General features: G+C 42.6%; 14 protein-coding genes and 1 riboswitch. All 14 genes read left to right on the top strand.

All coding sequences use genetic code 11. From position 1 onward, the window contains the following. The first annotated feature begins 6 nt into the window (after window positions 1-6). The 14 genes from kdpB (at window position 7) to BLQ87_RS21180 (ending at window position 14,625) form a co-directional block, all read left to right on the top strand. The gene (gene kdpB / locus BLQ87_RS21245; protein WP_143010512.1) at window positions 7-2,040 is read left to right on the top strand and encodes a potassium-transporting ATPase subunit KdpB; all 2,034 of its coding nucleotides are present in this window, start codon (window positions 7-9) and stop codon (window positions 2,038-2,040) included. A gap of 46 nt (window positions 2,041-2,086) precedes the next feature. Beyond that, on the top strand, window positions 2,087-2,653 hold the full coding sequence (locus tag BLQ87_RS21240; protein ID WP_074610712.1) for a K(+)-transporting ATPase subunit C: 567 nt from the start codon (window positions 2,087-2,089) through the stop codon (window positions 2,651-2,653). Between the two features lie 102 nt (window positions 2,654-2,755). After that, window positions 2,756-3,826, top strand: a complete 1,071-nt coding sequence (locus BLQ87_RS21235) for a porin (protein WP_074610709.1) — start codon at window positions 2,756-2,758, stop codon at window positions 3,824-3,826. Between the two features lie 265 nt (window positions 3,827-4,091). Then, window positions 4,092-5,219 carry a sensor protein KdpD gene (locus BLQ87_RS21230; protein ID WP_074610708.1) on the top strand — a complete coding sequence of 376 codons (1,128 nt, stop codon included), beginning with the start codon at window positions 4,092-4,094 and terminating at the stop codon, window positions 5,217-5,219. A 75-nt stretch (window positions 5,220-5,294) separates the two neighbouring features. After that, window positions 5,295-7,049, top strand: coding sequence for a HAMP domain-containing sensor histidine kinase (locus BLQ87_RS21225; RefSeq protein ID WP_074610706.1), 1,755 nt, complete (start codon window positions 5,295-5,297; stop codon window positions 7,047-7,049). 61 nt (window positions 7,050-7,110) lie between these two features. Then, a riboswitch (cobalamin riboswitch) is annotated at window positions 7,111-7,302 on the top strand. A 167-nt stretch (window positions 7,303-7,469) separates the two neighbouring features. Next, complete coding sequence (gene metE / locus BLQ87_RS21220; protein WP_074610704.1) at window positions 7,470-9,788, top strand: 5-methyltetrahydropteroyltriglutamate--homocysteine S-methyltransferase; 2,319 nt, start codon at window positions 7,470-7,472, stop codon at window positions 9,786-9,788. A gap of 57 nt (window positions 9,789-9,845) precedes the next feature. Then, window positions 9,846-10,850: a beta-ketoacyl-ACP synthase III gene (locus BLQ87_RS21215; protein WP_074610702.1), complete on the top strand. Its 1,005-nt coding sequence runs from the start codon at window positions 9,846-9,848 to the stop codon at window positions 10,848-10,850. A gap of 34 nt (window positions 10,851-10,884) precedes the next feature. Next, a complete protein-coding gene (locus BLQ87_RS21210) occupies window positions 10,885-11,271 on the top strand; it encodes an acyl-CoA thioesterase (RefSeq protein WP_073234650.1) in 387 nt (128 codons plus the stop codon). Between the two features lie 81 nt (window positions 11,272-11,352). Beyond that, a complete protein-coding gene (locus tag BLQ87_RS21205; protein ID WP_074610701.1) occupies window positions 11,353-11,727 on the top strand; it encodes a hypothetical protein in 375 nt (124 codons plus the stop codon). A 176-nt stretch (window positions 11,728-11,903) separates the two neighbouring features. After that, window positions 11,904-12,338 (top strand): hypothetical protein, encoded by a 435-nt coding sequence (locus tag BLQ87_RS21200; protein WP_074610871.1) that lies wholly within the window; start codon window positions 11,904-11,906, stop codon window positions 12,336-12,338. Next, on the top strand, window positions 12,338-12,976 hold the full coding sequence (locus tag BLQ87_RS21195; RefSeq protein WP_074610699.1) for an SCO family protein: 639 nt from the start codon (window positions 12,338-12,340) through the stop codon (window positions 12,974-12,976). Before BLQ87_RS21200 ends, BLQ87_RS21195 begins: the two co-directional genes overlap by 1 nt. After that, window positions 12,973-13,233, top strand: coding sequence for a YHS domain-containing protein (locus BLQ87_RS21190; RefSeq protein WP_074610697.1), 261 nt, complete (start codon window positions 12,973-12,975; stop codon window positions 13,231-13,233). Before BLQ87_RS21195 ends, BLQ87_RS21190 begins: the two co-directional genes overlap by 4 nt. Window positions 13,234-13,272: 39 nt before the next feature. Continuing rightward, entirely contained in the window at window positions 13,273-13,626 is a 354-nt protein-coding gene (locus BLQ87_RS21185; RefSeq protein WP_143010511.1) for a hypothetical protein, read from the top strand. Between the two features lie 198 nt (window positions 13,627-13,824). Then, complete coding sequence (locus BLQ87_RS21180) at window positions 13,825-14,625, top strand: MbnP family protein (RefSeq protein ID WP_074610696.1); 801 nt, start codon at window positions 13,825-13,827, stop codon at window positions 14,623-14,625. Window position 14,626: the final 1 nt, after the last annotated feature.

The following is a 14,626-nucleotide window of genomic DNA, read 5'->3' as shown; positions in this document are numbered from 1 at the left end:
ATTTCGATGAAAAATAAATCTAATATATTATTTGAACCTGCTTTAGTGAATACTGCATTAAAGCAATCGTTTATCAAACTTGATCCGCGTTTGATGATCCGCAACCCGGTGATGTTTACCGTGGAGATCGGAACATTCGTGATGCTGTTCGTTACGCTTTACTCTATAAGCAACAGCAGTCAGGGTTCGTTCGGATATAACCTCATTGTGTTTATCGTACTCTTGTTAACCGTCTTGTTTGCCAATTTTGCAGAAGCAATTGCGGAGGCAAGAGGTAAAGCACAGGCAGACAGCTTGCGTAAAACCAGAGAAGAAACGCCCGCAAAAGTAGTGCTGAGCAACGGAAAAATTGAAGTCCGCTCTTCCAATCAATTGAAAAAAGGAGATGTGTTTATCTGTGAAACCGGAGATACCATTCCTACAGACGGAGAGATCATCGAAGGAATTGCCACGATTGATGAATCGGCCATTACGGGAGAATCGGCTCCGGTGATCCGCGAATCCGGTGGTGATAAATCTTCGGTAACAGGTGGTACGAAAGTGCTTTCAGATCAGATTAAAGTTCAGGTGACCACCCAGCCGGGGGAAAGCTTCCTGGATAAAATGATCGCGCTGGTAGAAGGTGCTTCCCGTCAGAAAACACCGAATGAGATTGCTTTAACGATCCTGCTGGCTGGTTTTACCCTGGTTTTCATCATCGTATGTATCACCTTGAAACCTTTTGCAGATTACTCAAATACGCCAATTACGATTGCTGCATTCATCTCTTTATTTGTCTGCCTGATTCCAACTACCATCGGAGGTTTACTTTCCGCGATTGGTATTGCCGGAATGGACAGGGCATTGAGAGCCAATGTGATCACTAAATCAGGTAAAGCGGTAGAAACTGCCGGTGATATTGATGTATTGTTGCTGGATAAAACAGGAACAATCACCATTGGTAACCGTAAAGCGACCAATTTTTACCCTACTGCAGGCATCATCATCAAAAGCTTTACTGATGCTTGTGTATTGAGTTCCTTAGCGGACGAAACACCTGAAGGAAAATCGATCATAGAACTGGCGGCTTCGCAAGACGATAAACTGATGACTACAGCACCGGAAGGTTCTAAATTCATCAAGTTTACCGCAGAAACCAGGTCCAGTGGTTTAGATACTGCAGATGGCAGAAGAATCAGGAAAGGTGCTTTTGATTCTATCCGCAATATCGTGCTGACTGCCGGAAATCCTTTTCCTATGGACATCGAAGAGCAGGTGAAAAGAATCGCCAGCAATGGTGGTACGCCGCTCGTAGTGGCCGAAAATGAAAAAGCATTGGGCGTTATAGAGCTACAGGATATCATCAAACCTGGCATCAGTGAACGTTTTGAACGCCTTCGTAAAATGGGTGTGAAAACGGTGATGGTAACCGGAGATAATCCTTTGACGGCTAAGTTTATTGCTCAGAAAGCAGGTGTGGATGATTTTATTGCTGAGGCTAAGCCTGAGGATAAAATGAACTATATCAAAGAAGAACAGGCACAAGGTAAGCTGGTAGCGATGATGGGTGATGGTACAAATGATGCACCAGCCCTTGCACAGGCAGATGTGGGTGTGGCCATGAACAGTGGGACACAAGCCGCTAAAGAAGCAGGTAATATGGTCGACCTGGACAATGATCCAACCAAGCTGATTGAGATCGTAGAGATCGGAAAACAGTTGCTGATCACCAGGGGAACGCTGACTACCTTTTCCATTGCCAATGATGTGGCGAAATATTTCGCCATTGTTCCGGCTTTGTTTATCGTCTCCATCCCGGCATTGCGCAGCCTGAACATCATGAACCTGCACAGCCCGGAAACAGCGATCCTGTCGGCAGTTATTTTCAATGCACTCGTGATTCCATTGTTGATTCCGGTTGCATTACGCGGGGTGTCTTACAAGCCAATTGGTGCGAGTGCCTTATTGCGCAGAAACCTGCTTATTTATGGAATAGGAGGAGTAATTGCTCCATTTATCGGAATAAAATTAATTGACATGTTGATTTCTTTGATGGCTTAGTTGCCGGATTCATAGAAAAAGATCATTGAAATAAATAAAAAAAGTCATGAAAAAATACATCATACAATCGCTACGATTAACAGGAGTACTTATGGTACTGTTATGTGTCATCTATCCATTAGCCATCGCCTATGCAGGGAAATTTACCCCGGGTGAAGGAAGTGGTGAAAAAGTAACCAAAAATGGTAAAGTAGTCGGTTATGCGCTCATCGGTCAGTCCTTTACCAAACCGGAATATTTCTGGGGAAGACCATCAGCCGTAGGCTATAATGCAGCAGGTTCAGGAGGTTCTAACAAAGGACCATCAAACGCAGATTATCTGAAAGATGTTTCCGGAAGGATTGATACGCTGCTAAAATACCACCCTTACCTGAAAAAATCTGATATCCCTGCGGATATGGTGACCGCTTCCAGTAGTGGTCTTGACCCTGACATTTCAGAAGCAGGAGCAATCATGCAGATCAAAAGAGTAGCGGCGTACCGCAAGCTCGACGAACGAGTAGTAGCTGAGGCGGTAGTGAAAAATACCGAAGGCCCTTTGTTTGGTTTATTTGGCCCTTCCAAAGTGAACGTGCTAAAACTGAATGTTGCCCTTGACGAGTTGAAAAAATAATTCCCCCCGCCCGATGGTGCTGCCCAATCCAGATGCGTTTGCCGAATCTGGAAAAGGCAGCTAAACGGGAAATAAAAAAGATACAAAAGAATAAAAATTGACATGAAGAAACTACTTACATTATCAGCAGTATTAGGTACTGCACTATGCTCTTACGGACAGGAAGAATCTAAAATTAAAGTAACAGGTTACCTGGAAACTTACTATGGATACGACTTTAATAAACCATCAGATAACAACAGACCGGGATTTATCTACTCCCATAACCGTCATAACGAAGTGAACTTAAACCTGGGATTTATCAAAGGTAGTTACGACAATGGAAACATCAGAGCAAATGTGGCACTGATGGCAGGAACCTATTCGAATGCGAATTTAGCGGCCGAGCCGGGTGTATTAAAAAATGTGCTGGAAGCAAACGCGGGGATCAAGATTTCTAAAACCGCAAACCTTTGGATCGACGCGGGGATTTTCTCTTCTCATATCGGTTTTGAAAGTGCCGTATCAAAAGATTGCTGGGTACTGACCAGAAACATCTCTTCGGAAAATACACCATACTATGAATCCGGAGCTAAGCTTACTTATGGTACCAATGATGGTAAATTTACGGCAACAGCACTTTACCTGAATGGGTGGCAGCGCATCAACCGTCAGAATGCAAACAGTCAGCCTGCGGGAGGTGTTCAGTTAACCTGGAAACCTACCGATAAAATTACGGTAAACTACAGTAATTTCTTAGGAACTGAAGGTGCAGATTCTGTTCGTGTCCGTCGTTTTTACCATAATGTATATGGAATTTTTCAGGTCACAGATCATTTTGGTGTAACACTTGGAATTGATTACGGAACGCAGCAGAAAGCCAAAGGAAGTTCCGCGAAGAATGAAGTGTTTTCACCTGTAGCTATTGCTCAGTATCGGTTTAACAGCAATTGGGCACTGGCAGGCAGGGTAGAACATTACCAGGATAAAAATGGTGTTTTTATAGCAACAGGAACAACTAACGGGTTTAAAACTACTGGTTATTCGCTGAATGTGGATTATGCACCATTCCCAAATGCGGTAGTCAGACTGGAAGGAAAAGTTTATGATAGTAAAGATAAAATCTTTGTTCGCGAACAAAGTGCAGTAAATTATAATGCGGCAATGACGGCAAGTATTGCGGTATCGTTCTAAAAACAGATAAAGATTTACCTGTCATTCCGGACCGGTGTGCTGAACCTGAAAGCGATCAGGACATCATTCCATCACAACGCAATCAGGCGCAGCCCGGAATGACAGGTATCTATAAAAAAATATAATGATCCTCCTCATGGAAAAGAGAAACTATAATACACGTTCAATTAAACTTATCCCCCTGTTAAGTGTTGGTTTAGTGCTGCTTGCGGCGCTGTGGTATTTGGTAAGTAAGGACTATGTGATTCTTAAATGGTAAACAGCAATGGAAGAAAATAAGTCAGGTTCTGTAAAAGATTTTCTTGATCTGGTGAAAAGGTCAAGGAGAGGGAAATTTAAGGTGTATATCGGTATGAGTGCAGGAGTGGGCAAAACCTACAGAATGCTGCAGGAATCCCATGCACTCTTAAAAAATGGAATAGACCTGCAGATTGGCTATATCGAAACCCACAACAGACTGGAAACGCATGCGCTTCTGGCTGGGGTTCCGGTGATTCCCAGAAGAAAGATCTTTTATAAGGGCAAAGAACTGGAAGAAATGGATGTGCAGGGCATCATCAACATCCATCCGGAAGTGGTGATTGTGGATGAACTGGCCCATACGAATATAGAAGGTAGTAAAAATACCAAACGCTGGCAGGATGTAGTCGATATTTTAGAAGCAGGGATCAGCGTGATCTCGGCGGTAAATATCCAGCACCTGGAAAGCATGAATGAAGAGATCGAAAAGATCACCGGAATTCCAATTACAGAAAGGATTCCGGATAAGATATTAGAACTGGCAGATGAAATTGTAAACATCGATTTAACTGCCGATGAACTGATCGATCGGCTGAAAGCCGGAAAGATCTATGATGAGAGCAAAATTTCCAGGGCCTTAGACAACTTTTTTCAATCGGAAAAGATCCTGCAATTGCGGGAAATGGCGCTAAAAGAAGTGGCTCATCATGTGGAAAGAAAGATCAGTATCGAAATCCCCAAGCAAATTAAACTGCGTCAGGAACGCTTTATGGCCTGTATCTCCACCAACAATAAAACCGCTAAGATTGTGATCCGTAAAACAGCGAGGCTGGCTTCCTATTACCGTTCTCCATGGATTGTGTTATATGTGCAGAATAGTAAGGAAAGTGGTGACAGAATTAAATTAGATTTGCAGCGCCATTTGATCAATAATTTCAAACTGGCAACCGAACTGGGTGCAGAGGTGATTAAGGTGAAGAGTGATGATGTTACCGGCACGATCACAAAGATGGCAGATGAAAAAGAAATTACAACGATATGCATTGGAAAACCGCATTTAAACCTCTTTCAGGTGATCATGCGAACGGCAATCTTTAACCAGTTGCTGAAGCATATTTCTACTACAGAAACGGACCTGGTGATTTTATCATAACCGGTCATATAACATAAGGAAAATACAAGGGGTATCCCTTTTAAAATATAAAAACAAGTATTAATAAATAGAGTCATGAAAATCAAAACCAAACTCCGCCTCGGATTCGGATTCCTATTCGTGGTGGTTATCTTCTTTGGAGCAATTTCTTTGTTTTACATGAATAAAATCTCGCTGAGTTCCAAAGTGATCCTGAAGGATAATTATGAAACCTTGAACTATACGAGCAATATGCGTGCGGTATTGGATGAACATCAACTGCCCTTTTCTGCAGCAGCAAAGAAAGATTTTGAAAACTACCTGGAACTGGAAGGAAAGAACGTGACAGAAAAAGGGGAGGGGGAAGCGGTTGCAACCTTGCGCAAAGCTTATGGAGAGATCAGCAACGCTGCTTCCAGCTTGTCTGATATGCAGGGGGCAGTGACTATACTGAGGTCAGAATTGAGACATATCGATAAACTGAATATGGATGCCATCGTCCGCAAAAATGACAATGCGCAAAAGGCGATAGAAAAAGCGGCCATGTATGTGATCTTTGCCGCTTCAATTTGTTTTCTGATCCTGTTTTCTTTTATCGTTAATTTCCCGGGTTTCGTGGCCAATCCATTAAGGGAGTTCTCAGAAGCGATCCGAGAAATCAGCCGTAAAAACTATAAACAACGCCTGGAATTTAATGGTTCTGATGAATTTGCTGAACTTGCTGTATCTTTCAATGCCATGGCCCATGAACTCAATAAATGGGAAAATAGTAACCTTTCTAAAATTCAATCGGAGAAATTAAGGATTGAAGCAATCATCGAGCAAATGCAGGATGCGATTATCGGTTTGAATGAGCGGAAAGAAATTCTCTTTTTTAATAAGGTTGCCGGAGAACTGCTGAACCTGGACGGGGAAACGGTGGTCGGTCAGAATGCAGAAGTGTTAATGAAAAGGAACGATTTGCTGAACCGCATTCTTCAGGGCAAACAGACGGAGAAAGCCATGAAGATCTACGCGGACAATAAAGAATCTTATTTCCAGCTGGAAAAGAGGGAAATCACGGTGCCGGTTTACGAAGGGCAAACGGATGTGGCCATGAACCAGACGGCAAGAGCCGCAGGAGAGGTATACATCTTAAAAAATATCACGCAGTTTAAAGAGCTGGATGAAGCGAAGACCAATTTTATCGCTACGGTATCTCATGAATTGAAAACCCCGATTTCTTCCATTAAAATGAGCTTAAAGCTGATGGACGACGAGCGGGTAGGGATGATGAATGTAGAACAGAAAGAACTGGTGCAACACATCCGCGAAGATTGCGGCCGCCTGCTAAAGATCACGAGTGAATTGCTGGACCTGGCGCAGGTAGAAACCGGAAACCTGCAGCTGAATTTCGTGAAATCTGACCCTCGCAAGATTGCGATCTATGCCATGGATTCTGTACGCTTTCAGGCAGAGCAGAAAAACATTGAACTGGAACTGATCAGCAGGAACAACCTGCCCAAGGTGAATGTGGATGTAGAAAAAACAGCCTGGGTACTGGTAAACTTCCTCTCTAATGCACTCCGTTACAGTTCTGAGAAATCGAAAGTGGTGATTCAGGTGATCGAAAATGCAGAAGACATCGAGTTTTCTGTACGTGATTTTGGAAAAGGAATTGAGGAAATCTATCAGAAGAGACTATTTGATAAGTATTTCCAGGTGCCTACAGATGGCAATAACAAGTCCGGATCGGGATTGGGACTGGCCATCTCTAAAGATTTTATCGAAGCAGAAAGTGGAAAGATCTGGGTAGAAAGCGCATTGGGTGAAGGCAGTAGATTCTGTTTTTCCTTGCCTATTGCCCCTTAAGGTATACCAGGGGAGTTAGATTTTTCCTTACCTTTATAGCTGATAAGTTCTTTACTTTATTTCTTCATCAACCGGAAGAGGTTTTACTTAGCTGTAGATTAATAGGGAATCGTGTGTAAATCACGAGCTGTCGCGCAACTGTAAGTAACACAAAAAGGTTTTTACCCAAGAATATCCACTGTTCCAGTCCTGGAATGGGAAGGATGGTAAAAATGTTACAAGTCAGGAGACCTGCCTTTACCGAATTGACAATGCTTTCGCGATCTGAAGCATGGGTCAGGTAGGTGTATATTCAATACATACCTTCTTCGGAATGCGTATGTCTGTACATTTATTTTTCCTTTTTTTCTCTTCCCGACCGCATTGCGATTTCAGCAAAGAACTTTTAACTGATCTTTTCATCAATTAAAAAGCAAGACAATGCTAACAAACAATCTAGGCTACCCGCGTATAGGTAGTAACAGAGAACTCAAAAAAGCCTGTGAGCAATTTTGGGCAGGGAAAAGTACCCTTCAAAATCTGGTACAGGTAGGAAAAAACATCCGCCGGCAGAACTGGGAACTGCAAAAAGAGAAAGGGATCGACCTGATTCCTTCCAACGACTTCTCATTTTATGATCAGGTATTGGATTTGTCCCTTACCGTAGGTGCCATTCCTAAGCGTTACCATGAGGTGATCCTGAACAAGTCAAATACAGAGTTGGACCTTTACTTTGCGATGGCCAGAGGTTATCAAAAAGAAGGATTGGACATCACGGCAATGGAAATGACCAAATGGTTTGATACCAATTATCATTATATCGTACCGGAATTCACCAAAGATCAACAGTTCAAACTGTTCTCCACTAAATTGCTGGATGAATACAATGAGAGCAAAAGACTGGGCATTCAAACCAAGCCAGTCCTGATTGGCCCGGTATCTTACTTATTGTTGGGTAAAGAGAAAGAGTCCGGTTTTGATCGGATTGACCTGATCAAAAACCTATTACCAGTCTACATCGAGATCCTTAAAAAACTGGAAGCACAACAGGTAGAATGGGTACAGTTTGATGAACCATTCCTTTCTTTAGACCTGACAGAGAAAGATAAAGCGGCATTTAAATATGTGTATGCAGAGATCAAAAAACAGTTCCCTAAACTTAAAACTTTACTGGCTACCTATTTCGAGGCCTTAAAAGACAATACAGAACTGACCGTTGGACTTCCTGTACATGCTTTACATATTGATCTTGTGAGGAATCCGGAACAATTATCGACGGTGCTGGCTGCAATTCCCGCCAATCTTGTCCTTTCTATCGGTGTGGTGGATGGCCGCAACATCTGGAAAAATGATTTCCGCGCTTCGCTTCAGTTAGTTGAAACCGCAAAAGAAAAGATTGGTGCGAGCCGTCTGATCATTAGCCCTTCCTGTTCCCTGATCCATTCTCCATGTGACCTTGATCTGGAAACCAATGAGGCTACACTAACACCTGAAATTAAACAATGGCTATCTTTTGCGAAGCAGAAAGTAGAAGAGATCGTGACCTTAAAGCAATTGGCGGAAGGCGATGCCCAGGTACAAGCGAAGCTGGAAAGTAATGACCAGGCGAATAACAACAGGAAAACTTCAACTTTAATCCATAACCCTGGCGTAAAACAAAGGGTGTCAGGAATTACTGTAAAAGATGAGCAGCGTTTGCATCCTTATGCCTCAAGAAGTGTTGTTCAAAGAGAAGCCTTGAAATTACCTTCCTTCCCGACCACCACCATCGGTTCATTTCCGCAAACGGCAGAAGTGAGAAGCTGGAGGGCCAGGTTCAAAAAAGGAGAACTGAGTCAGGAAGCATATGATGCACTGATTGAAAAGGAAACGAAAGAAACGATCATCTTTCAGGAAGAAACAGGGATTGATGTACTCGTTCACGGTGAATTTGAGCGCAATGACATGGTGGAATATTTTGGGGAGCAGCTGGCTGGATTTACCTTCACGAAAAATGGATGGGTCCAAAGTTATGGCAGCAGGTGTGTGAAACCACCCATCATTTATGGAGATGTTCACCGTCCGGCACCGATGACGATCAGGTGGTCGTCCTTTGCGCAATCGCTGACGGATAAATGGGTAAAAGGAATGTTAACCGGTCCGGTTACGATTTTGCAATGGTCTTTTGTACGTAATGATCAGCCACGCTCCGAAACCTGTACCCAGATTGCATTGGCGATCAGAGATGAGGTGGTGGATCTGGAAAGCGCAGGAATAAAAATTATTCAGATTGATGAGCCTGCAATTCGCGAAGGTTTGCCTTTGAGAAAGGCCGATTGGCAGAATTATTTGCATTGGGCAGTACGTGCTTTCCGCATTTCTGCCAGTGGAGTACAGGATGAAACACAAATTCATACCCATATGTGCTATTCTGAATTTAATGACATTATTCAAAATATCGCAGACATGGATGCGGATGTCATCACAATTGAATGTTCCCGTTCTCAAATGGAGTTACTGGATGCTTTTGCCGACTTTAAATATCCAAATGAAATAGGACCAGGGGTTTACGATATTCATTCGCCCCGCGTTCCGGCCAAAGAAGAGATGGTTTTTCTGTTGGAAAAGGCACGTGCTGTGATTCCTTCGGCACAACTTTGGGTGAATCCGGATTGCGGTTTGAAGACCAGACACTGGGACGAAACAAAAAAAGCATTGACAGAAATGGTCGCTGCTGCAAAAGTACTGCGGGAATATGTTGAAGAAGCCGTAACTTTGTAAAAAAAATCAAACAGGCAAGTGGTACGCTTGCCTGTTTTAATAGATACAGCACACAGAATGAGAATACGTAAAAATGCGGTGATAACCGGAGTTGGGGGTTATGTTCCGGAAACTGTTTTGAGCAACAAGGACCTGGAAAAAATGGTGGAAACGAATGATGAATGGATCGTTTCCAGAACCGGGATCAGGGAGAGAAGAATCGTGAACGATGCCAATGTGGCAACTTCGGACCTGGCGACGAATGCCTTGAAAAAATTGCTTGAAGATGGAAATGTACACCCTGACGAAATTGACTGTGTGATTGTATCCACCTCTACTCCGGACTATGTGATGGTCTCTACAGGAAGTATGGTGTGTGAAAAAGCAGGATTAAAGAATGCCTGGGGAATAGATACCAATGCTGCCTGCAGCGGTTTCCTTTATGCTTTGACCCTTGGGGCAAGCATGATCGAAAGCGGACGTTGTAAACGTGTAGTGGTGATTGGTGCGGATAAAAACAGTTCGATCGTCAACTATAAAGACCGCAATACCTGCATTCTTTTTGGTGATGGTGCCGGAGCGGTTTTATTGGAACAAACAGAAGAAGAAGTAGGATTAATCGATAGTTATTTCAGAACAGATGGCAGTGGGAAGGAAAACCTGATCGTTACTGCCGGAGGTTCCAAATATCCCGCATCGCAGGATACGCTGGATCAGAACTTACATTATGTCCGTCAGGATGGCCGCGTTGTATTTAAAGCAGCGATTCAAGGCATGACGGATACTTGCAGAGAGATCCTGAGGGCAAATGACTTAGACATTAAACAAATCAACTATCTGATTCCTCACCAGGCAAATTTAAGGATCATTCAGGCGGTAGGGGAGCAATTGAACCTTACCGAATCACAGGTGAAGGTCAACATCAGCAGGTACGGAAATACCACTGCAGCAACGATTCCATTGTGCTTATGGGATTTTAAAGATGACTTCAAATATGGTGATAAACTATTATTAACCGCTTTTGGAGCAGGATTCTCATGGGGTGCTACCTATTTAAAATGGGGCAAACTAAGAGGGAAATAGATTTTCCCTTAGAATGAGTGTTAAAGAAAAATAAATGACAGTAGAAGATAAAATTAAAGCGTCGGAAACACGCATTTTTAAAGCCGTGTTTCCCAATACCACCAATCATTACGATACCTTATTTGGCGGGACAGCCATGCACATGATGGATGAAGTAGCCTTTATTACGGCCACCCGTTTCAGCAGACAAATCATGGTAACCGTAAGTAGTGACCGGATTGATTTCAAGAAACCGATCCCTGCAGGAACAATTGTAGAGCTGATCGGCACGGTAAGTCATATCGGAAATACCAGTCTGAAGGTACGGGTAGAGATTTACATTGAACAAATGTATTCTGAAGACCGGGAAAAGGCCGTTACAGGAGAGTTTTCTTTTGTGGCGATTGACGAACACAAGAAACCAATAAAAATATTGAAATAATCAATTGAAAAGCAGGCTCCGGCCTGCTTTTTTTATGCTTTATCTGGTAAATCCCGGTAATTGTTCCCTATCTTTGCGCCAATGTTAATCAAACCAACAGCCATATTGCTTTTGTTGAGTTTACTTACGGTAAACTTCTCCAATGCCTTTGTGTTCGCTGGTTTTGAAATGAACAAAAAATACATCGCTGCCGAGCTTTGTGTGAATAAAGATAAACCCCAGCTTCACTGTAATGGAAAGTGCTATTTAATGAACAAGTTAAAGCAGGCGCAGGACAAAGAACAGAAACAGGAAAGACAAGCGCAGAAAACACCCATTCAGGATGCCATCGTAGTCAACACCCTGGAATTTAAACAATATGCCTTCGCGGAAATTCATTTTCATATTCCGCTGTCTACAGGAATGCCGCAATCTATTTTGAATTCGATTTTCCACCCTCCGCAATTGAGTATATAGTCCCGGAATTGCTGGCCCTCATGGTCAGATTTCAGGCGAATACTTAACCTTACATTAGAAATCAGTTATTTTTCAGGCGCAGCAGGGAGAAGGTTATTTATATCCTTTGAATTGCCCTTATGCAGCCTGTTGGAACGCTGATCGCTAACCATACCCGAATATTTTTAAAAATTAAGATGAAGAAATTAGTTGGAATAGTCCTGCTGGCTCTTGGAGCCGCAGCATGTACGCAAACCGCAGATTACAAAAAAGAACGCGATGAAGTGATGAAGTTTCATGACCTGGTAATGGGTGATCAAACGGCCATCGTTAACTACCAGATGAAGCTGGATACCTTATTGAAAGACCTGAAGGGGCTGAAAGCGAAATATCCTGATCTGGATACCCTAAAAGAAAAAGAATCGATGAAAGCTTTGCTGCAGGACCTGACTACGGCCGAAGACAGCATGAACGATTGGATGCACAAGTTTGAACCTGATGTAACAGGTAAATCAAACGAAGAATCTGTCAAATATTTCAAGGCAGAAAAAGCGAAAATTCAGCGCGTAGACAGCCTCTACAAAAAAGAAATCAAATCATCAGAAGCTTACCTCAGTAAATTCAAAAAATAATGAGATTAAACATAACCTGTCTTTCCTTTTTTCTTTTGTTTCTTTTTAGCTGTAAAGAAAAGCCAAAACGCCTGCCATTTCTGCAAATGGAACAACAGGAGAAGGTGGTTGATGGTAAAACAGTGATAGATACTGTTTTTAGAACGATTCCCACATTTAAACTCTTAAATCAGGATAGTGTGGCTGTAACGGATAAAGACTTCAATGGAGCGATCTATGTGGCGGATTTCTTTTTCACCTCCTGTCCAACCATTTGTCCGACCATGCACCGCAACTTATTAAAGGTGTATAAGAAGTATGAAGGCAATCCGGAAGTGAAACTGGCTTCTCATACCATTGATGTGAAGTATGACGTTCCTTCGAGAATGAAAGCCTATGCGGATAAATTAGGTGTCAAAGGAACCCAGTGGGAATACCTTTGGGGAACCAAGGAAGAGATTTATGCCCTTGCTGAACGCAATTATCTCGTTGCAGCAAAGGAAGACAATAAAGCACCCGGTGGTTTTATGCACCAGGGATACCTCATCCTGATAGATAAAGAAAAACGCATGAGGGGTGCCTATGACGGAACCCTGGATAAAGAAGTCAAAAAACTCATGGAAGACATGGATATTTTATTAAACGAGTATAAGAAATGAAAAAACTGATAACCTGTATGGTGCTGCTTTTACTCAGTAGCGCTGCCTTTAAATCCTCCGGAAACCCGGAGCTGTTTTCTGCTCCGCAAGCCCAGACAGACACCTTGAAAACTGATGCCAGAGATCCGGTTTGCGGAATGAAAGTGAAAAAGGGAATCACCCTTACGCAAACGCATAATAAGACCGTTTATGGCTTTTGCAGCGCAAGCTGTAAAAAGAATTTTGTAAGCAATCCGGACAAATACCTTAAGAAATAAATGATGTTCAGGAGTTTTACCGCTATGTTTTTGTTGACCATGATACTGCTGACTCAGTTCAGCAGGGTCTTCATCTATGCGGGTTTTGAACTCAACCAGCAATACATTGCCAATACACTTTGCGAAAACAGGGACAAACCGGAAATGCATTGCAATGGTAAATGTTACCTGACCAATAAACTCAGACAGGCAGAAGAAAAAGAGAAACGACAGGAAAGAGAAGCACAAAAGAAAAATGCAGGAGATTCCTTCTTCATGAAGTCAAATGTATTGCTTGTTTTTCCTGCCTGGTTTATCAGAACAGATTTTTCAAAAGAAAGACCTTTCCACCTGCCGGAAAGTACCACGGAAATCCTTCACCCTCCACCCGCGGTTTTCTTCATTCCCGCTTAGTTAACAGCTTAGTTTTCTTTTTTCGTCACCTCAGGGGATCACCGTCATTTCGGAGGATATCCTGTGTATGAAAATGTCCTGATGTTTGGTAACGCCGGACGGGCTGGCTGTAACCAAAATTATCAATTTTTTTTAAAATCTTACCCGCAAGCTCATTCCGATGGAATGGGAGAGGTATGACCAATAATTTCAAATCAAATGAAGAAAATATCAACCATTCTTAGCTTATCAGTACTCTTATTTACCGCCTGTTCAAAAGATAAAGACCCGATTAATGCAATCGATGCAAATGGAAAAACAACCCTGAGCTTTGATGCAGTCTTTGGGAATCAGGACTTTGCCCTCAATACCGACTTTACTGCTTCCGGAAAAACCTATAATTTCAATAAATTCAGGTATTGGATCAGTAATGTGGTTCTTGTCGGCAGCAATGGCACAGAATTTAAAGTTCCGGGATCTTATTATTTACTCGAAGAAACAGGGGCAATAAACCTGAAAGGGGTTAATAATGACCTGCCTACCACTGTTTATCCCGCTACGAAAAGAGAAGATGTCGTGTTGAAAGACATTCCGGCAGGAGATTATAAATCCATTAAATTCTCGGTAGGTGTAGATCCGAAATACAATGATAACCTGAGCCTGCTTTCCGGAGAATTGTCTCCTTTAAACGGGATGACGAATGTTTCCTGGATGTGGCTGACGAGCTATATTTTTACTTCTGTAACAGGTAAAGTAACAGAAGGGCCAACCTCGAAAACATTGAAAATAGAAACGGGGCTCAATGCCAATTACAAAACCGTTGCGCTGGATCTGCCTAAGGCATTAAGTATCAATGCTACGACATCAAGCCACCTGGTCCTTAATGTAGATGTGGCCAAAGCACTCGACGGACTGGATGTCATGACGACTCCTGTTGTGGGGGCGGCGCAAGCAACTGCAATGACTGCTGTGGCAGGGAACTATGCGACAAAAGTATTCAGTATTAAATCGCTGAACTAAA

The organism is Pedobacter steynii (assembly GCF_900103665.1).
Taxonomy (GTDB): domain Bacteria; phylum Bacteroidota; class Bacteroidia; order Sphingobacteriales; family Sphingobacteriaceae; genus Pedobacter; species Pedobacter steynii.
This window is presented reverse-complemented; position numbering and strand designations above follow the sequence as displayed.

Excerpts from the sequence above, each read along its gene's own strand:
- BLQ87_RS21180 (WP_074610696.1), top strand. The coding sequence starts at position 13,825 with ATGAAGAAAATATCAACCATTCTTAGCTTATCAGTACTCTTATTTACC.
- BLQ87_RS21195 (WP_074610699.1), top strand. The coding sequence starts at position 12,338 with ATGAGATTAAACATAACCTGTCTTTCCTTTTTTCTTTTGTTTCTTTTT.
- BLQ87_RS21190 (WP_074610697.1), top strand. The coding sequence starts at position 12,973 with ATGAAAAAACTGATAACCTGTATGGTGCTGCTTTTACTCAGTAGCGCT.
- BLQ87_RS21235 (WP_074610709.1), top strand. The coding sequence starts at position 2,756 with ATGAAGAAACTACTTACATTATCAGCAGTATTAGGTACTGCACTATGC.
- BLQ87_RS21210 (WP_073234650.1), top strand. The coding sequence starts at position 10,885 with ATGACAGTAGAAGATAAAATTAAAGCGTCGGAAACACGCATTTTTAAA.
- kdpB (WP_143010512.1), top strand. The coding sequence starts at position 7 with ATGAAAAATAAATCTAATATATTATTTGAACCTGCTTTAGTGAATACT.
- BLQ87_RS21215 (WP_074610702.1), top strand. The coding sequence starts at position 9,846 with ATGAGAATACGTAAAAATGCGGTGATAACCGGAGTTGGGGGTTATGTT.
- BLQ87_RS21200 (WP_074610871.1), top strand. The coding sequence starts at position 11,904 with ATGAAGAAATTAGTTGGAATAGTCCTGCTGGCTCTTGGAGCCGCAGCA.
- BLQ87_RS21240 (WP_074610712.1), top strand. The coding sequence starts at position 2,087 with ATGAAAAAATACATCATACAATCGCTACGATTAACAGGAGTACTTATG.
- BLQ87_RS21205 (WP_074610701.1), top strand. The coding sequence starts at position 11,353 with ATGTTAATCAAACCAACAGCCATATTGCTTTTGTTGAGTTTACTTACG.
- metE (WP_074610704.1), top strand. The coding sequence starts at position 7,470 with ATGCTAACAAACAATCTAGGCTACCCGCGTATAGGTAGTAACAGAGAA.
- BLQ87_RS21230 (WP_074610708.1), top strand. The coding sequence starts at position 4,092 with ATGGAAGAAAATAAGTCAGGTTCTGTAAAAGATTTTCTTGATCTGGTG.
- BLQ87_RS21225 (WP_074610706.1), top strand. The coding sequence starts at position 5,295 with ATGAAAATCAAAACCAAACTCCGCCTCGGATTCGGATTCCTATTCGTG.
- BLQ87_RS21185 (WP_143010511.1), top strand. The coding sequence starts at position 13,273 with ATGATACTGCTGACTCAGTTCAGCAGGGTCTTCATCTATGCGGGTTTT.